At 44.7% G+C, this 21,696-nt stretch carries 19 protein-coding genes; 4 read left to right on the forward strand and 15 right to left on the reverse strand.

The features are described 5' to 3' along the window. Positions 1-113: 113 nt before the first annotated feature. From JNK13_09405 to JNK13_09420, 4 genes are read right to left on the reverse strand one after another with little or no spacing between them, the layout of a single operon-like run. Positions 114-1,139 (reverse strand): NAD(P)-dependent oxidoreductase, encoded by a 1,026-nt coding sequence (locus JNK13_09405; GenBank protein MBL7662953.1) that lies wholly within the window; start codon positions 1,137-1,139, stop codon positions 114-116. A gap of 15 nt (positions 1,140-1,154) precedes the next feature. Beyond that, positions 1,155-2,360 carry a nucleotide sugar dehydrogenase gene (locus tag JNK13_09410; GenBank protein MBL7662954.1) on the reverse strand — a complete coding sequence of 402 codons (1,206 nt, stop codon included), beginning with the start codon at positions 2,358-2,360 and terminating at the stop codon, positions 1,155-1,157. A gap of 36 nt (positions 2,361-2,396) precedes the next feature. Then, complete coding sequence (locus tag JNK13_09415) at positions 2,397-3,104, reverse strand: class I SAM-dependent methyltransferase (GenBank protein MBL7662955.1); 708 nt, start codon at positions 3,102-3,104, stop codon at positions 2,397-2,399. After that, positions 3,083-4,114 carry a hypothetical protein gene (locus JNK13_09420; GenBank protein MBL7662956.1) on the reverse strand — a complete coding sequence of 344 codons (1,032 nt, stop codon included), beginning with the start codon at positions 4,112-4,114 and terminating at the stop codon, positions 3,083-3,085. The genes JNK13_09415 and JNK13_09420 overlap by 22 nt, the downstream gene beginning before the upstream one ends. Before the next feature lie 102 nt (positions 4,115-4,216). On the opposite strand from JNK13_09420, the gene JNK13_09425 reads away from it, so the two are divergent. Together JNK13_09425 and JNK13_09430 are read left to right on the forward strand one after the other, a co-directional pair. Beyond that, positions 4,217-5,815, forward strand: a complete 1,599-nt coding sequence (locus JNK13_09425; GenBank protein ID MBL7662957.1) for a hypothetical protein — start codon at positions 4,217-4,219, stop codon at positions 5,813-5,815. Continuing rightward, positions 5,812-7,728, forward strand: coding sequence for a glycosyltransferase (locus JNK13_09430; protein ID MBL7662958.1), 1,917 nt, complete (start codon positions 5,812-5,814; stop codon positions 7,726-7,728). The genes JNK13_09425 and JNK13_09430 overlap by 4 nt, the downstream gene beginning before the upstream one ends. Before the next feature lie 9 nt (positions 7,729-7,737). Here JNK13_09430 and JNK13_09435 read toward each other — a convergent pair whose 3' ends face one another. From JNK13_09435 to JNK13_09450, 4 genes are all read right to left on the reverse strand, one after another. Then, entirely contained in the window at positions 7,738-9,063 is a 1,326-nt protein-coding gene (locus tag JNK13_09435; protein ID MBL7662959.1) for a zf-HC2 domain-containing protein, read from the reverse strand. Between the two features lie 22 nt (positions 9,064-9,085). Beyond that, the gene (locus JNK13_09440) at positions 9,086-9,640 is read right to left on the reverse strand and encodes a sigma-70 family RNA polymerase sigma factor (protein MBL7662960.1); all 555 of its coding nucleotides are present in this window, start codon (positions 9,638-9,640) and stop codon (positions 9,086-9,088) included. A gap of 832 nt (positions 9,641-10,472) precedes the next feature. Further along, entirely contained in the window at positions 10,473-11,642 is a 1,170-nt protein-coding gene (locus JNK13_09445; protein ID MBL7662961.1) for an aminotransferase class V-fold PLP-dependent enzyme, read from the reverse strand. A 17-nt stretch (positions 11,643-11,659) separates the two neighbouring features. Continuing rightward, positions 11,660-12,295 carry a hypothetical protein gene (locus JNK13_09450; protein ID MBL7662962.1) on the reverse strand — a complete coding sequence of 212 codons (636 nt, stop codon included), beginning with the start codon at positions 12,293-12,295 and terminating at the stop codon, positions 11,660-11,662. A 67-nt stretch (positions 12,296-12,362) separates the two neighbouring features. Here JNK13_09450 and JNK13_09455 point away from each other — a divergent pair, with 67 nt between their 5' ends. Next, entirely contained in the window at positions 12,363-13,124 is a 762-nt protein-coding gene (locus tag JNK13_09455; GenBank protein ID MBL7662963.1) for a hypothetical protein, read from the forward strand. Here JNK13_09455 and rimO read toward each other — a convergent pair. Next, complete coding sequence (gene rimO / locus JNK13_09460; protein ID MBL7662964.1) at positions 13,113-14,564, reverse strand: 30S ribosomal protein S12 methylthiotransferase RimO; 1,452 nt, start codon at positions 14,562-14,564, stop codon at positions 13,113-13,115. The genes JNK13_09455 and rimO overlap by 12 nt on opposite strands. A 14-nt stretch (positions 14,565-14,578) precedes the next feature. Then, positions 14,579-15,337 carry an outer membrane lipoprotein chaperone LolA gene (lolA, locus tag JNK13_09465; protein MBL7662965.1) on the reverse strand — a complete coding sequence of 253 codons (759 nt, stop codon included), beginning with the start codon at positions 15,335-15,337 and terminating at the stop codon, positions 14,579-14,581. 581 nt (positions 15,338-15,918) lie between these two features. Between lolA and JNK13_09470 the strand changes: the two genes are divergently transcribed. Beyond that, positions 15,919-17,022 carry a hypothetical protein gene (locus tag JNK13_09470; GenBank protein ID MBL7662966.1) on the forward strand — a complete coding sequence of 368 codons (1,104 nt, stop codon included), beginning with the start codon at positions 15,919-15,921 and terminating at the stop codon, positions 17,020-17,022. Positions 17,023-17,250: 228 nt separating this feature from the next. Here the strand turns inward: JNK13_09470 and phoU are convergent, their stop codons facing one another. Genes phoU through JNK13_09495 form a run of 5 tightly spaced genes read right to left on the reverse strand, consistent with a single transcriptional unit; the run spans position 17,251 to position 21,532 of the window. Beyond that, the gene (phoU, locus tag JNK13_09475) at positions 17,251-17,928 is read right to left on the reverse strand and encodes a phosphate signaling complex protein PhoU (protein ID MBL7662967.1); all 678 of its coding nucleotides are present in this window, start codon (positions 17,926-17,928) and stop codon (positions 17,251-17,253) included. Between the two features lie 8 nt (positions 17,929-17,936). Then, positions 17,937-18,743, reverse strand: coding sequence for a phosphate ABC transporter ATP-binding protein (gene pstB / locus JNK13_09480; GenBank protein ID MBL7662968.1), 807 nt, complete (start codon positions 18,741-18,743; stop codon positions 17,937-17,939). Between the two features lie 19 nt (positions 18,744-18,762). Further along, positions 18,763-19,620, reverse strand: coding sequence for a phosphate ABC transporter permease PstA (gene pstA / locus JNK13_09485; protein MBL7662969.1), 858 nt, complete (start codon positions 19,618-19,620; stop codon positions 18,763-18,765). 8 nt (positions 19,621-19,628) lie between these two features. Next, positions 19,629-20,525, reverse strand: coding sequence for a phosphate ABC transporter permease subunit PstC (pstC, locus tag JNK13_09490; GenBank protein MBL7662970.1), 897 nt, complete (start codon positions 20,523-20,525; stop codon positions 19,629-19,631). After that, positions 20,522-21,532, reverse strand: a complete 1,011-nt coding sequence (locus JNK13_09495; protein MBL7662971.1) for a PstS family phosphate ABC transporter substrate-binding protein — start codon at positions 21,530-21,532, stop codon at positions 20,522-20,524. The genes pstC and JNK13_09495 overlap by 4 nt, the downstream gene beginning before the upstream one ends. Between the last annotated feature and the right edge of the window lie 164 nt (positions 21,533-21,696).

Here is a 21,696-nt window from a genome sequence, read left to right on the forward strand (position 1 = left end):
TTTGGAGATCCGTTAGACTCATTTTATGTTCACGGATTCACATAAAATTCGCTCAGGATGACGAACCAAATCTGCTGTGACGAAAAAGTATTCAATTAAATCTGGCGTTTCAATTAGATTGTGCCGAGCTTTACTTGTTCCACTACCCAGGGCACGACCTCATCCAAAATTGTCTCGAGTGAAGTTTTAGCCTCGTAACCTAAAACACGTTTTGCTTTTTCGCAGTTAGGTACACGCTTTTGCACATCGTATTCAAACGGCTTATCGCTAGTAAAACGGAAAGGCTTAGTCGGATTGATTTTCTTCCAAATTAGCTCCGCTAGTTCGAGCACGGTGGTCGATCTTTCAGTGGAAAGGTTGAAATCTTGATTGAGGGCATTTTCGTGTTCGATCGCAGTGCGAATTCCACGCGCTAAATCGCCGCCGTAAGTATAGTGACGCACCTGCCCACCGCTGCCTAAAATATGCAGCGGGTCTTGACCCTTGACCACCTTTTGAATCAAATCCGGCACAACGTGACTCATGGCCAGGCTGACATTTCCGGACAAAATCTCTTTATCTCCGAGAGCACGCTGCTCGCCAACGCCAACGCAATTAAATGGGCGCACAATTGTATATGGCAGACCATATTGAATTTTTGCTCCGCGGGCAAAATACTCACAAGATAATTTCTGAAAACCGTATGTACTTAACGGTGGAGCACAGCGCAGTTCCTCACCTTCAGGTGTTGGGAAAATAGTTGCTGATTCAAAAACCATGCTCGAGCTTAATACTGTAATTTTCTTTAAACTCCCGCGCCTAAAAGCATCGATTGCAGCGTCAAATGTTGAAGCGACAATGCGCTCATTCTCCGCTAAGAGATCATAGGCATATTCGTGAAAATAACTAATCCCACCGATCATTGCAGCACCAGCCAAGACATCGCTGCAGCCGCCGACAATCTCTTTCATCAGAACTGTATCTTTTACATCGCCACGAACAAAAGTGTAATTCGGGTGATGATCGTAGGATTTCTTAATTTCACCGTATTTAGAGTAATTATCAATCCCGACAACATGCCAACCATGATTGAGTAACTCTTCAACGACATAACCACCAATAAATCCTGCTGAACCTGTGACTAGAATTTTTTTACTCACGTTACCTCTAATTAATTACCTGTTTACCTGCGCCCCTGGAAAAACTTCTAACTTAGCCTTATGCACCATGCCCCAAACATCAACAACTGGCTGTTTGAAAGTCAAACCCTGGTAATGCGCGTGCGGAGTTCCGATGATGACTGCATCAGCTTTAAGCACTGATTCCAAATCCATACTCTCTGGTAAATATGGATCATGCCAAAGCACGGTTGCTCCGTTAAACTCCAGGGTTTTCTTGACCTTGAAACTCAACGATTCGCGAATGTCATCGTTATTAGCTTTAAATGCCATCCCCAAAAGCGCAACCTTCTTGCCCCAAAGATTTCCACCCAGTGCTTTTTTAGCCTTATCAACGGCAAGTCCCGCTAGACCTTCATTGACTAGCATTGCCGTGTGACCGAGATGAAACTGATGATCAAAGAAACTCGCTAACTGCATTGTATCTTTAAACAAGCATGGTCCGGCAGCAAAACCTGGGGACTTATAACCCTTGGCACGTGGGTATTCATAGCGAATTGCCTCGTAGAGGCGATAAAAATCAACGCCGTTTTGCTCTGCAATCGCATAAAATTGATTAGCAATCGCAAATTCCAAGTAGCGCCAGGAATTTGCCATCAGCTTTGTTAACTCAGCCTCAAGTGGGCTAAGCTTGATGATCGAAGGGGCAATTCTGGAAAATAATTCCTTGGCACGATTAAAACTTTGATCGTCAAAAGCTGAAACAATTTGTGGCAAGTTCCAAATTTCTTCCAAACCTACACCTTGCGCCACACGTTCCGGGCAAAATGCTAACTTGGTTTTGGGATTTACTAGTGCAAGCTTTTCCTTGAGGTGCGACATCGTTCCAGGGAATAACGTTGAACGCATAATAATCAAAGTATCGTCGGCAAAATACTGTTGATAGTCGGCAAAAATTCGAGTTACTTCAGAAACTTTTGGGTTCAAGTGCTCATCAACCGGCGTTCCGGTAACAAAAACAATGACGCTCGCATCTCGACAAGCCGCTGAATCAGTTGTGGCCTTAAGCCCCGCTTGTAGCGCATGTTGTAATGTTTGGTCCCCATCCTTTTCTAAAAAGGGAAAGCGCCCCGAATTAACTGTGCGCACCGCGTTTTCGTTAATATCAATCAACGCTACTTCCAGGCCAGCAAGAGCAAACGTTACACCGAGAGGTAACCCAACGTGCCCACAACCCCCAATAATCACAACTTTCTTATCCATCGATAGCCCCTTTCTCAATCTGAATCATGAAGATACTTAAGCTGGGCGCCCCACGACAAATGTTTGCGCACCGAAAAATTTCCATAAAAACGGCATTTTTAAATACCAGCGAATCAATCCTGAAAAATGCCCAAGTTTCGATTTAACAGTATAGGGCAAAAATCGCGGGATCAATTCTTCTACACTAAAACCACAGACTTCCAATGCTTCAGCCAAGCTATGCTCAGTTAAGGCAATATGATGATCAATATAATCCCAATACGACGGGCCGACATAGCGGATATTCGGCTGTAGAATTATGACTTTACCTGTAGGTTTTAATACAGCTCGGACTTCATCCAAGACCTGCATCAATTGATCTTTAGATCTCAAGTGTTCGAGAAAGTTACTCATAAAAACAACGTCAACTTTCCCTGGCAGTGTGTTGCGAAAATTGGTTGCTGGTTGAATAAAAACTTTCACACCGTGTTTTTCGAGCTCGCGCGCATGTGGGCTTAAATCAAGTGCATACTTCTGAGCAGCAGAAATCTGCTTGATAAAGTAGCCGTCCCCTGCACCGATATCTAAAACACTAGCAGTCGGGCTAATATACTTTTGAAAAAAATCTTTACACAAAATTGACCAGACATACTCGCGAGATTGGTTTTCTTGATCGCTAAAACGTCGAGTATAAATTTCATATTCTTTCGGATCGATCGAATCTTGTAATTCTTTGTCTAAACTCACTTTTTCGGCTGCTTCCATAATTGCTTTATCAGTTGGCTACTGCGGCTCTTCAGGGCGCGCAAAAATCTTTGATAATCCCCGCTACAAATCATTGACCATGCTCGGCGCGCCAAGCGTATGACTTCACGCGCAGAAGGAGTTCTTCCAGTGTAAAAGCAGAGTGCCAATTTTGGCTGAACCTGCCCCACACATGTAAATCCAAATAAAAATCTCGCGGAGATTTCGGGGCTAATTGCTACCTCAAAACTAAGCTTTTCGCCACCCCGCACACGATTCCAAGGGGATAATTCGAAAACCAGGTTTTGTCGATGATTTGCGTGAATTCTCAGCTGCTTGGTCCAGCGCTGTACTGTTTTTGTGCGAATAGTTTGCAGATCGTCAGCTTTCAACAAGCTTACGCGAAATAAAGTTTCCCTGCCGAGTTCTGCTGCTGTCGTGCTTTCTGGATTAAGTCGCAAAGAGATTCCAATTGAGCGTAGGTCGTCTCCGGGCATGACAAAATCAACTCGCAAGTTCCCCGGGTTGATTTGCAAAAATCTGTCGCAACTTTGAACCAAGGGGTGCGGTCTAACAGCATGCATCCCTTGCGGCAGGAAAACACGCGGAAAGGGCGGAATAGAGTTCGACTGAAATTTTTCTAAGCTACTGAGCAGCTCCTCAGTTGTAACTATCTGCATAACCCGCTCTGGACAATCGATCACGCGGTCCACTTGAAGCAACAATCCAGCAACGTAATTGCGATCTGCAGGCCTGCTAACAAAAATAAAATCTGCCGCAGCAATCAACGCTAAAAGTCGGCTTGCGGAAACATTTGCGAGCAAATTATTCTGCGGATCAGATCCCAGACTAGTCAGATCTAAATATTGATACTGTCCGAATTGCTGTAGCTTGAATGTCCTGTCTGCGGAGCGTGTCCGGCGCGTAGATAAATCTTCAGTTTGCTGCTCGAACTTCGCACTAGAACGATCATTCGGCGGTTGGCCTAAGAGCTGATTTTTTTTTGCATCTTTTGTAGCAGCTTGCGCCATGGTTGTGTTAGTCTCTTGCAGCTTATTGACTGTGGGCCTACTAATTCATCTACAGCCAGCTAAGAACTAATATTAATACTATATCAATTTAAACCTTGATACATGAGAATTCTTGTCTTTGCTACTGATCTCCTTCCCTTGCCTGGATTACCGACAAGTGGCACAGCCTTAAGAACTTCCGGATTCATTGCGGGTTTTAAAAATTTAGGTCATGAAGTGCATTGTGCTGTTCCTCGGCAAGCACTGGCACTAGCTCAAGCAAAAGGTGCGCTTAAGAATTTTTCTACTGAAGTAGTCGCCAATCTCAGCGCACTTGCCTTTGATAGCACTAACCAAGAAGCGCTGGCTGCTCAAGTCGCGCCAGATTTAATTTTCTGTGGACATTGGCCTGCATACATTTTTCCAAAAGCTCCGCCAGTTCCAGTGGTAGTTGATCTGGCAGGACCACATCTACTCGAAAGACACTATCAAGGCTCGCCCAACCGCACTGACTCGCTCTTTGGCAAACTGACTGTGTTTGCCAGTGCAGATTATTTTATTACCTCCGGGCCAAGGCAAAAAGAATATTTTCGATCCTTTTTTGAACGCACAGGGCGGAGCGATTTCAACCAAGCCTCAACTGAAATCCCCATGCCTTTGAGTGAAAATTCTCCCTGCGCCGAAAACTCGAAGCGCAGTTCAAGAAACTATCCGCATTTTATCTTTGGAGGAGTATTTTTACCCTGGCAAGATCCCACTCAAGCCTTGACTAATCTCAGCGAATTTCTTGCAGCAAAACAAACAGGGAAATTAACACTGATTGGTGGAGTGCATCCACACTACCCAGTGCATAGTGGCGTCTATCAAAAATTATTTTCTAAACTCGAACTTAACCCACAGGTTACGCGAAAACCGCTCATGCCGTTTGAAGAATTTGCCTCAGAACTTGCAAGCGCAGATGTCGCCCTGGACTTAATGGCTTGGAATTTAGAACGCGAACTTGCGCTTACAATCCGCAGCACAACTTATCTCTGGGCAGGTCTACCGGTAATTTATAATGACTTTTCGGATCTTTCCGACTTAATCCGGCAGTATGATGCAGGGTGGACGGTAAGCCCTGCAGACTTGTCGGCACAGCAAAATATTTTTTCTGAAATTTCGGCAAATCCTGAGTCTGTTAAGAAAAAAGCTAAAAACGCGCTGCGCCTTGCCGCTGCGGAATTTAATGCCAGCAAGAGCGCTCAAAAAGTGCTCGATTTACTCGGGGCACCGCGCACAGCACTGGCCGATATTGTCTACATGGACTGTGAGCAGCGCGACACCGCAATTTGGAAGAATAGCGCAGTCTCGACTTTCTTTAGGGCACGGCGCAATTCACTTTCCCGCATCGATTTAAGACTTTCGACTCGATTTAACCCACCCGATGCTCCGTTAGAAGTGACTATTTCCAGTGCGAGCGACTTCGAGTCTAGTCAGGCTGATCTTAAATTTCAAACCACGCTCGCTCCCGAAAGCATCCCTGAGGATGATTGGTACTCAATTCATTTGCCGATGATCCAGACTGATCAATTACTGCGACTTGACTTACGATCGCAAGCCAGCGCACCCGATTGCGCAGTTTATGTCTGGGGCATGAATCATAGCCCCGACCCGCTGATGGGTAGCATTAAAGATGGTAAATTCACAAAAAATTATGCTGTCTGCATGAGGACGTTCTCGTGAGCTCGCAAGCAAAGTCAAAAAGCGTGCTCGTGCATGTTGTAACCTATAACCATGGGGATGTAATTAATGCCTGCCTCGATGCGCTCGATACGATCAGCCCAGCAGGCTTAAGTCTCCAAATCGAAGTCACAGACAACTGCTCTAGTGACGACACAGTTTTTCACCTCCAGAAGCGTCAAGCTCGTGAGCATTTCCGTTTTTTTCTTAATCCAGAAAATACTGGTTTTTCACATGCTCATAACCAAGCAGTTCAACGCGTGATTGAAAATAAGATTGATTACTTACTGGTACTCAATCCCGACGTGCGCTTAGAAAGCCCTGCGATCCAGGAGTTAGTGTCAGCCCTTGAGTTTGATCTGCAGGCTGGCACGGCAACGCCGAAACTGTTTCGCTCGAATCATAATCTTGACCCTGTGCAACCGCGCTGTTTTGATGCCTGCGGAATGTTTATCACGCCTAGCCTGCGGCACTTTGACCGTGGCTCAAATCAACTCGACCGCGGACAGTATGACGAGCCTGCATATGTTTTTGGCGGAACTGGAGCTTGCTTATTAATCAAACGCGAGTTTCTAGTTGATGTCTGCTTCGACACTCACGAGCTTTTTGACAATTCATTTTTTGCTTATCGCGAAGATGCAGATCTTGCTTGGCGCGCTCTGCTTTATGGCTGGAAATGTCGCTATGTGCCAAAGGCAATTGGCTACCATCGACGGGTTGTTTTACCCGAAAGACGAAAATCACTTCCACCAGCATTAAATCATGCTTCAGTTCGCAATCGCTTCTTAATGCAAATTAATCAATTTCACCCCTTAGACACTCCTCAAGCACTGCTACCTGGACTACTACGCAACCTCCTTGTTGTTCTCGGCAGCATTGTCTTTGAACGTAGTTCATTATCAGCATTCAAAGAATTAATGTCCCTCTGGAGCACACAGCTCAAGCGGCGGGCACTGATTCAAGCGCACCGCAAAATTGGACCAGGAGAAGTGCTCCCTTGGTTTGCCTCGAAGGAATACAGTCAGAAGGCATTAGCTCAAAGTCAAGCGCCTGAAAAAATTCGCACGATACATGCGGTGATCATTGATTATAAATCACCAGACCGAGTGGAGCGGCTGCTGCAAAGCTTGAAGGCTACGACACTTCCAGCAGATTTGAGCTTTTCCTACACAGTAGTTGATAATTCGACGGATAATCGTGGTTTTGCTGGTGGAATTAACTCCTGCCTCAAGGGCCGGCACGATGATGCCTTTTTAATTTTAAACCCCGACCTCACACTTGAGCCCGCTTCCCTACAATGCTTAGTCAACGATCTAAACCAATACGAGAACCTCGCGGTCGTTGCGCCAGTATTGCATAATCAAGATTACAGTTTACAATTAGGCTTCACTGCGCGTCGTCTGCCGACGCTGGGGTCAACTCTCTCTGAGCTTCTCGGGCTTAAGCGACTCTGGCCTAAAAATCCTTGGACTAGCTCATACCACTTAAGCGACATACCAAAGAACTCAGCTCGAGCGCTACAACATGACTTACCTCAGGTAGTTGAACAACCTGCTGGAGCCTGTCTATTAATCAGACGTAAAGCTTATGAAATTTTGGACGGTTTCGATCAAAGCTTTTACCCTGCATGGTACGAGGATGTAGATTTTCTCAAGCGCTTGAGTTGCACACGTTTCGTAGCTGCACTTTCTACCAAGACCACGACAGCAGGCAGCCGCGTGATCCATGAGGGTGGGCATTCGCTCACGGCTCTTAAGCGCAGTGATTTTTATAAAATTTGGTTTAAGAACATGGCCCGTTACTGGTGGAAGCATGGAAATTTCTTTGAAATCGCCTTGCTTATGCCGACGATCCTCCTGGCCTGGTTACTGCGAACAGTATTCGTTAATATGCGCACGATTCTATCTAGCAAATAGTGAAACGCTTTAGGGGCGCGTTGATTGGCTAATCTTTATAACTTCAATCTGCCGATACTCGCGCAGTTGAGCAAATTCCTCAGGGCTAATTAAAAAAGTAATATTCTCAACTGTAGCATTTGCTGACACCGCCCGCGCCGATCTAGCTACAGAAATCAAGGCAAAGACCAACAAATTACGCTCAGACCCTTGAGTTCTATTGTCAGTCACGCGAAGTAGTAAATCAACTTTTAGATTATCCAACTTCGACTCGTCAGCAACAAGGCCATGCATTAAATTTCGCTTCACTGGAATCGTCAGTGCTCTTAGCTGACGCCTTTCGGGCTGGATACCTGCATTGGATGATTGCAATCGATCGCTTCGATTTTCCATCAGGGCTTGTTGGTCAAGCTTAGCACTTAAGTTTTCTGCTGCAGGTTCCTCCATTGCACTTTGATCTTTTGCTCGCTTTTTTAGACCTTGGGCAGCTACTTGATTGCCAGCTTGCTCGACAGCTGCTGCAAAACCAGGCTCGATATTCTTACTATCAGCAAGTGGCGCCACAGTGCCCTGAAGAGTCGGTAGCTCCGAGCTAGCCTTAGCTTGCGCAGCGCCAATTTGATTTTCTTTTTGCTCGGTATCAGCTTGCGCGAGTTCTGCAGTTTCTACCTGCGCTAGCACACTAGACGGAGTAGCTGGCACTGCCCTGCTTCCCGTCTCAGCCTTAAACGCTTGAGGTGCTTGACTTAGGTCGTTTTCAAGCGGTGCCGATTGGACAGAGATTTCGTCACGCGATGACTGATCTTGCAGTGACCCTTCTTGCCGCTGATCTTGCAGCGCCTGATTTTGTAGTGGCTGATTTATTGCCTGGCGTTCTAGCTCTTTGCCGCCGGTCGCCATTTGCCCAGCGCTCGAGGACACTTGCTTACTAGAAGTTAGACTCGTCCCGGATTTATCGGCCAGAGCTTTTTCCTTCATTTCACTAGCGCTCTTTGCTTTGCTGTTTAAGACTTGATCGGGTTCATAATTTTTCGGCGCAACCAGCAGTGCAATCGTTGCCACTACAAGCGTTGAAGTTGCAAGGCTCAAGGTCTTCCAATTTAAGAATTTAGGAAAAATTGACCCGACCTCAAGTTTTTGAACTTGATCCATCGTCTTGACTGAGAAGGCAGGATGAACAGTACTGACCTCAGCACCAAGCTGAGCTTCAAGTCCAATCAGTCTTTGGTAATTTGTAAATTTCCGAGCACAAGTTGGGCAGGCCTGTAGATGTGCTTCGAAAAGTGTGCGTCTGTCTTCAACCAGCACACCCTCCAGTGCATCCAAAATCATTGCTTCAAACTCTTCGTGCTTCATTAGTTTCAATTCACCTGTTCAGCTAATTTCCCTCAAACATTATCGCGCTTAATAATAGCCGTGCACGGTTAAGCCGTGAACGGACTGTGCCCACCGGGATATTTAAGATTTTTGAGACTTCCTCATAACTACGTTGTTCAATTCCGCAAAGCACTAAAACTTCGCGAAAAATTGGATTTAAAGTGGCGATTGCATGCTGTAACTGGCTTAACTCCAGGTCCTGAGCAGGATTTGAAGTGCTACGTGCCGTAGCTTCAATTGCCGCTAGATTAGCAGTTCTTAAGCGACTCTCGCGATAAGCGCGTGATCTAAAATAAGTATTACAGGTATTAATTGCAATCCTGGTGATCCAGGTTTTAAGTGCCGCTTCGCCGCGAAACCGACTCAGGCCTTTAAAAACTTTTATAAAGGTTTCTTGGGCTAAATCATTAGCTACGTCGCGGTCTCCAGTTTGTCTAAAAATTAGATTCACAATCAGCTCTTGATATTTAAGGACAATCAGGCGAAATTCGTCCGTGGCACCTGCAAGAATGCGCTGAATAAGTTCTCTTTCTTCCTGAGGCGTTAGATCCTGCACCTAACCCTCTTAGCCTTGCTTAATTAGTTAGACCAGAGGGATTTAAAAGAGTTCGCATTTGCGATAATCTTTAGGAAGTTCAACCGCTTATGCTATAAATTAAGAAGTAAAGGCACAGCTTAGAGTAGATCGACCATAACAAATACTGAATTTTTGTTCTTTCTCAGATTTAAATTAAATATCGAGTATAGCTTTCCTCAATGCAGATTGTCTTTGCCTTGAGGGAAGTCAGCGTGGATTAAGGTTTTTAAGTTATTACTTTATAATACACTTACTCCAACTCTCACTTGTGAGGACTAATGCTATTTCTTCTCGAAGTGTTTTAGTCCTGACAAGGAGTAACGATGATAATCACAAGAACATTCGGATCAATCGCGGCATTACTTGACGCGATCGTGCATACAGCAACATACGACTTGCTAAATACATGCGCACGTGAAAACAAATCCAGCAACGGACCTAGCGCCCTAAGCACAAACGACAATTATACCGCGTGGTGTGACTGGGTGAGTTCACTCACCTCGTCCATCGGATTGTCAACTCGTGGATGGACCAACGGAGAAAAAGCACTCGCTCTTTGTGTCTATCACTTTGCTTTCAAGCTAATCGAGGTAGACTCGACCAGTGCCGAAAGCACTTTGTGTCACATCAGCTACGATTACCTAAGGAAAAGCTTCACCATGTTCATAACAGGAGAATGGGAGTGTTGTCCTCAGGATTGGGAAGAGGTGGAAGAAGCAGTTAAGTAGACCGCTCCAATTTTCACTTTAGGGAGATCCATGCTGAACTCCCCTCTTCTTATTCGATTTTTATTCGACCAAAACCAGCAAGTTTAGCACGAGGCAAATGCCGCTTCATTCCAAACCTGCCCGGCCCGAATTACCTCTTCCTCGGTAATATACATTTGAGGCGCAAAGCGTAGATATCCACCACGAGAAGAAACAAACACACCGCGCTTAATAATTTCCTTCATCAACTCCACCGGGTCCGTTTTAGTTACAAATGAAAGAATTCCGGAGCGATTAATTTTGTCGGGGAATAAAACTGGTTGATAAAATTTACGGTCAACAACAGTTAAAAATTTGTCTTGTAGACTAAAAATCCTATCGCGAATTGCCTCCATTTTCTGGCCTGAAAAAATCTGCTTGAGCGTAACCTCAAATCCATGCAACTCAGCTGGCGCAATCGTGCTATATTCAAACATTCTACCGTCGGGATGTGGGTCAAGTGTCAGATTTAAATAATCCACTCCCTGTTTCATCATATCTTGCCCAGTTAAAACTGGCGCAAGTTTTTGGCGAAATTTTGGACTAGTATAAAGTAGCGCTAGCGAGCTCGGCCCAATAAGCCACTTCGACGAAGGTGCGGCTATCGCTGAGATTTTCAGCGCTTCAGGGTAAATCGGCAAGGCCCCTAGGCTTTGTGCCGCATCAACTACAAAATCAATTCCGCGCTCCGCACAAAGCTCTGCAATACGCGCAATGTCGCAAGCAAAGCCACTAGTAAATTGCACATGACTGAGTGCCAGTAATTTTGTTTTAGCTGTGAGTGCCTGAACTACCGACTGATAACTAAACGAATGTGGGCGTTGTGGGTCAATCCGCAGGTCCGGAATAATTTTCAAGACAATGCCATTCCGTTCCAAATATTTCCAAGGATAAAAATTAGATGGGTACTCATGCTCGTAAGTCACAACTTCATCACCTGCGACAAGGGCCTGCGCCGCAACTAATCCTTGCGCAACTACACTCAAACACTCTGCGGTATTACGTAGGATTGAAATGTCGCTTGGATTTGCTTGTAAAATTTTTCCAAGCTCAGTGTGAATTGAGCGCAGTAGTTCATGATAGCCCTCAAACGCCTTAATTCCGTGCAATGCTTGGCGCTGCACGGACTCAATTAACGCTTCGAGAGCAGCTTGATGCAGCGGCGAAACCCCGCAGCTATTTAAAAAGATGTAATAATCTTTTACTGGAAACGCTTTACTTGAAGTCTCAAACATGAGTTTGCTTTATTAAATTAGTCGCAACTATAAACACCATTAGAGTATGCAGTCGATCGACCCGTTCCCTGATAGTCTTCTCGGCTTTCCGTGCGACCTGCCCCAACATTGCAATCACCATCTCCGGCGGGTTCATAGTTACCGACTTCTTTGACCATCACATTTGCTGTGTCGGCTACACCGTTGACAATGATTTCATATTTTTGCCCTGCTCGAGTATGAAAAGTGCCCTGACAACTCCCCCCGTGGGCTCGATACCAACATTTTTTATAAATTGATAAATAATCGTAACAATCACAGGGCGGACCTTTGTCTTGATAATATTTTTGTTGACATGACTGGTAGCTGTAATAGTCTAATTTACCGTAACCCTCACAATCGTAGGGCTCTTCATTCACATCAATCGAAAGCTTAAAGCTATGCTTACCGGGCAGCACTTGGATGCCAGAATTTTTAAAGGCGATACCGTCTACTGCGCGCTGATAAAAATCAACCGCATCGCCACCTTCGTATTTTGTCTTAACTAGCGCGATTTGTTCTTCGGGTAACTCCGGACCCTCATAGCCCTTTACTGGCGTACAGGCTGAGATACTGAGTAGCGTCCCAGCTAAAACAATTAAGCGAAAAACTGTAATAAAATCAGATATTTTCATAGTTAGACCCAGAAAAATACTTTTGCTACGCAACAAACTCCTGAAAACGGCCGAATTATAGATCAGAATGATAGATCAAACAGTAAATAAAATTTCGACCCAGGTTTTGCCTTCAACTACGGCATCTGGTCTCCAACCATCACTAATTATGGGGGCAAAACCTGTGTCTTTTAACAATTTTGGGCAGCTTTTTATGCCTACGGCGGGGGTGCGTACTGATTTCGGACTTGCCCAACTGCGCAGCCTTAATCAATTGGGCTTTGGCGTAAGCTCTCAGCTAACAGAAAACTCCCGCTTGGCAATCTTGCCAAATCTGTTTCACAAACTTGATGGAACACTCACTTCTAACCTCGCTAAGCTTGCGCTGAATATCTTGGGAATTGATGCTGAGCAACAGAAAATCGCGCCTTTCTCTAAGAAACTTTGGAATGAACATGTCGGCACACAGCCGCTGCAAGCCAAAGACACGCTCGTGGAAAATATCAAAGCTTTTGGTTTCCAGATTGATGACATTGCACAAAAGTTTTTGGGCAGTGCAAAAACCGACCAAAGCAATTTGCAATTACAGACATTAACCGATGTTAGCATTCCGCTTAATCCAAGAACACTTGAACTTGGCGGCACGCGTGCGGATCAGCTATTACTCAAAGAACACATTCGCCGTGGGTTATTACAGCATGCACGTCCTGTGCCTTATGAAAAAAACAAAAATGACCAAAAGAAACAATCAGCCCTAGCAGAATATTTAAAGCGTCAGGCCAACAAGCAGAGTACGAAATTTTCTACGCTTTTAAGCAAGCTCTTTCAGGCTTCAAGGCTAGCTAATTAAAGTGGCGATCAAATCAAAGTCCTTAACTTCGGTAATTTTCACGCGCACAAACTTCCCCTGTAAATCGCTGAGTTGATTGGCAAACTCCTCAGGGACGTCATTAATAATTACTTGGCCATCTGTCTCCGGACCTTGCCACTCGGTTCGAGCCGAGAGTAGTAGCTCTGTATCAGGATGAAATCCATCAACTAAGACCTTCATTTCTGAGCCAACTAATTTAGCCAGTCGCTGGTCGACCACTTTTTTTTGCGCTGCCATGATTCGTGCGCGGCGCGCCTCTTTGACTTGATCTGGCACTTGCTCAGGATAAGTAAACGAATCCGCTTCTTCTTCCTGAGAATAAGTAAAAGCTCCGACATGAGTAAAGTGCCCGGCACTGACAAATTCTTCGAGCATTTCTACATCAGCCTCGGTTTCACCGGGAAAGCCGAGAATAAAAGTTGTCCGTATTGCCAAGTCCGGTGCAGCCTCACGAATACTTTCAATCAAAGCTCGCGTTCCCTTTTCACCAAGCGGCCGGCGCATACTTTTCAAGACACTATTACTGACATGCTGTAGTGGAATATCTAAATAATTGCAGATTTTTTGCGAAGCAATAATTTGACGTATTAGTTCTTGATTTGTACCTACCGGGTAAGCATAAAAGAGTCGCACCCAGAAATCGTCCTGACTGATTTGATCGATATTACTGAGTAAATCAGCTAGTTCAGATTTAATCCCACGGTTTCCTGGGAAATCCGTGCCATAGGCAGTTAAATCTTGAGCCACAAGATTAAATTCTTTAACTCCATGATCTAAGAGCAGTTTAAATTCCGATAAAATCGAACTTTGCTGACGTGAACGTAATCCGCCACGGATTTTTGGGATAATGCAAAAAGCGCACGGACGATTACAACCTTCAGAAATTTTTATAAAAGCAGAATGTTTGCCTGTAGAAAGAGCACGCGGCATAGTTTCATCATAGAGAAAATATGGCCGGCGCGCCTGATCAAAGCATTCCGCTGTAGTCGAACCCTCTTCACCAATCTTCAATAATTCATCGGTTGAAACAAAACGATCAACCTCGGGAATCTCGGCTTGCAATTGTTGGCGATAACGCTCAACCATACAACCAGCAACAATCAGCTTACGACAGCGGGCTGATTTCTTGTAGGCTGCCATTTCCAAAATTTTATCAATACCTTCTTCAACGGCGGACTGTAAAAAGGCGCAAGTATTCACAACAATCACATCAGCCTGTTCAGGATTTTCAACTGCGCGATAACCTTGATCGAGCAGCACCCCAAGCATCACTTCTGAGTCGACTAAGTTCTTGGCGCAACCTAAGGTAACAAACGCAACATTGCCTTGGAATGGTGCAGCTTTCTTGGTGACAGTGCCACTTGGCTGTGTCTGGTCTGCACTGGAACAAGTTGATTCAGGGTAAATTGGTAAAGGCATAAGTTCGGCCGGGGCTAAAGATTAGTTTCCTGGATTGGGCGTGTTGCCGCGACAGGTAGTGCGCTTGCGGTTTTACGACGATCGATCACATCAGTGCCTTTTGGAATTTCAAAAGCAAAGCTTGTCGCAGGAATGTTGTCGTCATGTTTAATTGTCTCAAGTAAAATATTTGTTTCATTCCCGCCTACATCAATCAGATGCGCACCAAGTGGTGCATAAGTTTTAGCATCAACTACTAAACTGAAAGCCTGGAACCCTGCATCAGAATTTTTTGCCTTTAGTTGGAGGACTAACCCCTGATCGCTCAGGCAAGCATCGAGAAAGGAAAAGTTCTCGGAAAGTTTGCCCACGCCAAGGAGAAAGGAAACGGGTAAGTCGGAAGTAAAAGCATTTTTAAAGTCAGCGATTGTGACTTGATTTGCCTTTGGTTCATGGAAATAAAGCAGATTGCCATCAGCCACAAAGCGCTGTTCGCGTGGGCTTTGATATTTCCAATCCATGTATCCGGGTTTCTTAAAGCGCACTTCCCCGCGACTTGTTTCTTCTTCAGCCAGCGATATGAAAGTTGAGACTTGTGTAAATTTCGCAGTTAAGGAATTAAGCCCGCGATAGTTTGCATCGATAGTCTCGATTATATCTGCGGGGACTTTTGGCTTTACACCGGGCTGGCAAACAAAAAGTCCCTCAGCGATAGCCAAAGCGGAATTTGCGAAAAAGCCAATCAAGAAAATAGAAAACGCGCGCCAAGTTTTATTAGTTTTAGTTCTATGCATAGCCATTCTAAGACGAAGTAAAGTGCCATCTCATACTAAAACTAAGCGCTTTTCTCAAGAATATAACCACACAGATCGCCGAATTAATCATATATTTGACATCAAAAGTGTCGAAATTGAGCATTTTTCGCATTCTTTGAGAGAATTATCCGTTGCATCCTGCAAAAAAAACTGTCTTTTAAATTCATTTCTGAGAATAAGTTAGGGCTGTTACACTTAAGTGCGTTACGTTGTCGGGCCTCAGTAAAGTTCCTGCTGTTTTAATTTCCCCACAACCCTGAACCTGCCACGATATTCACTTCTAACGGACAGTCTTTTTGCCCAATGCCACGGATAAATTTCTTATCTAAGTATCCAGGATGGAGTTTCAAATTGTTAAAATTCTAACATTTCATCCCCGCATTCAATTGTTAGAATTTTGTTAGCGCTACTTATTGCTGATTCTAAATTGTCTAGTGAGTGCTAGAAACCTTTCAAGGGAAGCCTTTGACTCAGTTCTAGGTTGAGCCAAGATCGGGCTTAATCAGCGCTTCCCCCTAGATTGAATGGTCTCGAGTTAATAACTTAAAAAAGGAGCCGCTATGCGTAACTCAAAAGCAACTTTATTAGCGACGGCAACTGTACTGGCATTATCCATGTCAGCGCCAAGCCTGAGCTTAGCTGAAGATAAGGTTTACTATAAAGACGGAACGACATTTGAGCTTGGAGATATGAAGCTCAAAATGAATATTCGTCTACAAGAGCGCTTTGAATATACTGACAACGATGGTGGTGAAGATACCAATAGCTTCTCTGTCCGCACAGCACGTCTTGAGTTTAAAGGCAGCACTTTAGATAAAAAATTAGATTTTGCAGTTTCCAATGACTTCACAAAAGCAGAAGGCTTACGCGATGCATTTTTACAGTGGAACCTTGCGGAAGATCTTGGCGTAAAAATGGGGCAATACAAAACGCCACATGGTCGCCAATTTATGAATTCAAGTACAAAATTGCAGTTCGTCGATCGTTCAGCCGTTTCTAACTTCTTTACTTTCGACCGCAGACAGGGCGCGGGCTTTGTTGGCAAGCATGAAATGGGTGGATATCAAGTCGCTGTATTTAACGGTAACTCAACAGGCGAAGGCATAAATAGCGCCGGAGTAGATAGCGATCTACAAGGTTTTATCCAGGCAGATGCTAGCTTGATCGGCACATATGACCGCTCATTTGAAGGTGACCCAGTAGACACGCAAGAAGCTGCATTGGGCATTGGCGTAAGCGCGCATTATGGCCAAGGTGCTAAAACAGCAGAAGATCTAGCTACGGATTTTGATCAATACGGCGTAGCTGGTGACATCGGGTTTCGAAGCAATGGCTTCTCTGCTCAGGGCGAAGTCTTCTATGATTCATTCGAACCAGAAGGTGGAGATGAACAAGGAAACTTCGGATTCTATGCTCAAGCTGGTTACTTTTTCGTTCCAAAAGAATGGGAGGTTGCTGGACGGTTCGGCATGATTGATCTTGACGAATGCTCAAGCTCATACTGCGAACAAATGGAATACACAGCTCAAGTTGCACACTACATCAACGGACACAATCTTAAGGTCCAAGCTGGAGTAACTTGGATTTCTAGAGAATTTGATGATGGACTTGGAGAAGACACTGATACGCTAAAAGCACAGCTTCAAGTTGCGGCATATCTCTAAACGTTATCCTTTCGCATATAATGAACCAGGCTAGTTAACGCGCATCACGCTAGCCTGGTTTTTTATTGTTGATTTGTGAGAACGGGAGGTGTTGCAGCGGTCCGAGGTTGAGGCGATTTACTTGGAACGGGAATTGTGAGCAGCGGAGTTTATTGTAATAAATGAGCAGCGCAGCAATCTCCCGTTGCAAACAAATCGACCAAGATCGGGCCGCTGCAGAGCACCTCCCTAATGTTTTTTATTATCCCCAGTCCTACGCCAGTGCCTGACGATCTCACCCTCAACCAGGTAAATCACGTCTTCGGCGATGTTAGTCGTGTGATCAGCAATACGCTCTAGGTTTCTCGAAACAGAAAGATAAAGCATCAGTGTCTCGGCGTTTGCCGGGTTCTTTTGGATTTCTTGGGCGATTCCTGAGTAAGCACTACGATTAATCGTATCAATTGCATCGTCAGCAGCATGCACTTCGCGCGCCAAAGTCGCATCCAATTCGATAAAAGCCTGTAAACTTTTACGTAACATATTGCGAGTTTTGTTGGCCATTTCTTGAAAATCGAAGGGCGAGGAAATGACGGGGACTTGCGCAAGTGCAATAGCTCTCTCGGCGACATTTTTCGCTAGATCACCAATACGCTCTAAGTCGTTATTAATTTTTAAAACAGCAATAATTAAACGCAAATCTAAGGCAACTGGCTGGTGCAAAGCCAATAACTTTAAGCACTCTTCTTCGATGCGCACCTCAATCGAATCAATTTCATTATCAGTTGCTAGCACTTGCTGAGCAAGCTGTGCCTTGCGGTCTGCGACTGCTTTGACAGCGAAATGCACATTCTCCTCAACTAAAGCGCTTAGACTTAAAAGCTCGCGCTTTACTCGATCTATTTCCGTAAATAACACCTTAGACATGAATTAAATCACCCAAATCGACCAGTTACGTAATCTTCTGTTTGTTTTTCTTTAGGGTTAGTAAAAATCTGCTTAGTTAAGCCATGCTCAACCAGCTGCCCTTCATAAAAAAAGGCGGTAAAATACGATACGCGAGCAGCTTGCTGCATGTTATGCGTGACAATAATAATTGTCAGTTCCTTACCCAATTCACCAATCAGATCTTCAATTCTTGCTGTTGAACGCGGGTCTAGCGCAGAAGCTGGCTCGTCCATTAATAGAATCTGCGGATTGACTGCAAGTGCGCGGGCAATACAAAGGCGCTGCTGCTGACCGCCAGAAAGATCTAAGGCGCTATCGTCGAGACGATGCTTAACTTCATTCCACAAATCTGCGCGCTCCAAGCTGCGCTGCACAATCTCACTTAGCACCGCACGGTCTTTTGTGCCATGCAGCTTTGGGCCGTAAGCAATATTTTCAAAAATACTTTTTGGAAACGGATTAGAGCGTTGGAACACCATTCCAACTTTCTTACGTAGCGCTATCAGGTCCACACTTGAGCAATAAATGTCTTCGCCAGTTACTCGCACGTCCCCACTGATGCTGGTGTTGCCGATTAAATCGTTCATGCGATTTAAGCAGCGTAAGAACGTAGACTTTCCACATCCCGATGGACCAATTAGGGCAAGAACTTTTTTCTCGACGACATCAAGTGAGATGTTAAATAGAGCTTGAGTTTTTCCGTAGAAAAAATTCAGATCTTTTACCGCAACCGTTGTACTATCGAGAACTTGGGTAATCGGACTTATCGGTTCATCATTATAATCAGCTTTCATAACTACGTTTAACATACACCTATCTCAGCTTCTTCTGAAACCGAGCACGAAGCCAAATAGCAAAGGAGTTCATACACAACAATACTATTAATAATACAAGGATTCCTGCTGCAGCATTTGCGTGAAAAGCTTCCTGCGGACGTGAGGTCCAGTTGAAGATTTGAATCGGCAGTGCGGTAAATGCCGAGGTCAAACCGTCCGGCACAAAGGCTACATAAGTCAGCGCACCAAGCGTTACTAGTGGAGCGGTCTCGCCAATCGCACGCGACATGGAAAGAATGCAGCCAGTTAAAATCCCCGGTAAAGCAACGGGCAAAACCTGACACCAAATTGTCTGCCACTTGGTTGCACCAAGCGCAAGCGATCCTTCGCGAATTGATTTTGGCACTGTGCGCAAGGCCTCGCGTGTCGCGATGATAATCACCGGTAGCACTAAGAGTGAAAGCGTTAACGCCCCTGCAATTAAGCTTCTACCGAGCCCAGCGTAGCGAGCAAAAAGCTGCAGCCCAAGAAGGCCGTAAATAATTGAGGGCACACCTGCTAAATTTGCAATATTTAATTCAATTAATCGCGTAAACCAGTTCTTCCCTGCATACTCTTCAAGGTAAATCGCGGCAGAGACACCAACCGGCACAGCAATTGCTGCCGTCAAAATCATCAAATAAAAACTCCCTGCCAAGGCTGACAGAATACCCGCTTTCTCAGCAAAACGCGAAGGAAAAGAGCTTAGAAACTTATAGCTCAGTCGCCCGAACCCAGAACTAAGCACATCATAGATCAAGGCTAAAAGCACACCAAGGGCCAAGACAATTGCCAGGATCGCAATCAACTTGAAAACAAGCTCTGCAACTGAAATTTTTTGGCCGGAGAAAATCATTGTAAAGATTATTGAAAAGACCTTTTGTAGCGCTCGCGCAGCGTAATGCTAATAAAGTTAAGAACTAGTGTGATGATAAAAAGCATCAAGCCAACTGCAAATATCGTTTGATACTCTAAAGTGCCGTGTGGAGTATCGCCGAGAGAGACTTGCACAATATAAGCTGTCATTGTCTCCATTGAGCGCAGCGGATTAAGTGTAAAAATTGGCTCCTGTCCGGCAGCGATAGCAACAATCATCGTCTCGCCAACTGCACGAGAGACTGCAATGATAAATGCTGCAGTAATTCCACCGAGCGCTGCAGGCACAAGCACTGAAAAAATCATTTGTAGCTTAGATGCACCAAGCGCATAGGCACCTTCCCGTAAGCTTGCAGGCACAACAAAAAGCGCATCTTCGCTAAGGGACGCAACCATCGGCAGAATCATAAAACCCATCACAATGCCTGCACCAAGGGCATTAAAGCTAGTCAGCTCTGGAATAAACTTCTGCAGAAACGGCGTTACTGAGAGCAAGGCAAAATAACCAAAAACAATTGTTGGAATGCCTGCTAAAATTTCAAGCATCGGCTTAAGTGTTTTACGCACACGCTCAGAAGCAAATTCACTTAAATAAATTGCGATTATCAATCCTAACGGGATTGCTACGGAGAGTGCAATTAATGAGGTGATAATTGTCCCAGAGATTAGCGGAAGAATACCAAAGTGCTTATCGGCAAAAAGCGGAGTCCATTCAGTATCAGTCAAAAATTCGACAAGGGAGACATGTTGGAAAAACCCCCATGCCTCCGTTACAAGGATCAGGACAATACCTAGAGTAGTCAAAATTGAAACGCATCCACAAGTTCCAAGACAGAAATGAATGAGTTTCTCTTTAACTACTCTAGTATCCAATGTCGCGTTTATCCCTTAGCTGTTTCTTTCGACATAAGCTGTTCAAGGGTCATACCAATGAACGAGCCTTTTTCAAATAAGGAACCAACAACCCGGCCATCGAAACGTGAATGTGCCATTTCATAAACCTTAGATTGTAACGGCACGTAGCCGACTTCTTTAGTCAAGCTCTCGCCCTGTTTAATATAGAAGGAAACAAATTGCTTCACTTCAGGCTTATCAGCCGCTTTTTTGCTGACATAAATAAACAATGGACGCGCTAAAGGTTGATATACTCCCTTCAGTACATTCTCAATCGTAGGCAATTGCGCGCCTTCGCCATTATTTGGATTTAAGTCATCAATCGATACAGCAGTAAGTTTGCTCTTATTTTCCTGATAATAAGCAACGCCAAAAAAGCCCAGCGCATTCTTGTCACTCGTTACACCCTGCACTAACACGTTGTCGTCCTCACTGCTGGTATAGTCGCCGCGACTTGCGTCTTCTTTGCCCATTACGGCTTCAGTAAAGTAGTCATATGTTCCTGAATCAACTCCAGCACCAAAAAGCTTAAGCGGAGTTGCGGGCCAGGCTGGATTAACATCGCTCCACTTCGTGATTTTGCCTTGCGCTTCTGGCTCCCACATTTTTTTAAGCTCAGCAGTTGTCATGGTCTTAGCCCAAGTATTGAGCGGGTTGACTACTACTGTCAGCGCATCATATGCGATTGGGAGTTCAATATATTCGATTCCATTTTTCTTACAGAGTTCAATTTCAGCTGCCTTAATTGGACGAGAAGCATCGGAAATGTCAGTTTCGCCAGCGCAGAATTTCTTAAATCCCCCACCAGTTCCAGAGATACCAACTGTTACTTTGACATCTGGATGGGTAGAACCAAACTCTTCAGCTACAGCTTCAGTAATTGGGTAGACTGTGCTCGAACCGTCAACTTTAATTGTCCCGCTTAGTGTTTCTGCAAATGATGTGCCGGCGACTAAGAACGCTGACAAACCAACTAATGCCAATGAATTTCGCTTCATAGAATATCTCCTAGAAGAAGTTATTAACGCAGCTGTAATACACTTTTAAGTTAGATAAAACGACAGTTGTTAATGTTAGAATTTGGTTAGGAATTTAACTTAGATTAATTTTAGCATATTACTAACAGGTAATTACCTGCGTTATGCACATGTTAGAGCAGTTC

This window comes from bacterium, assembly GCA_016786595.1.
In the GTDB taxonomy this organism is placed as follows: Bacteria; Bdellovibrionota_C; UBA2361; order SZUA-149; family JAEUWB01; genus JAEUWB01.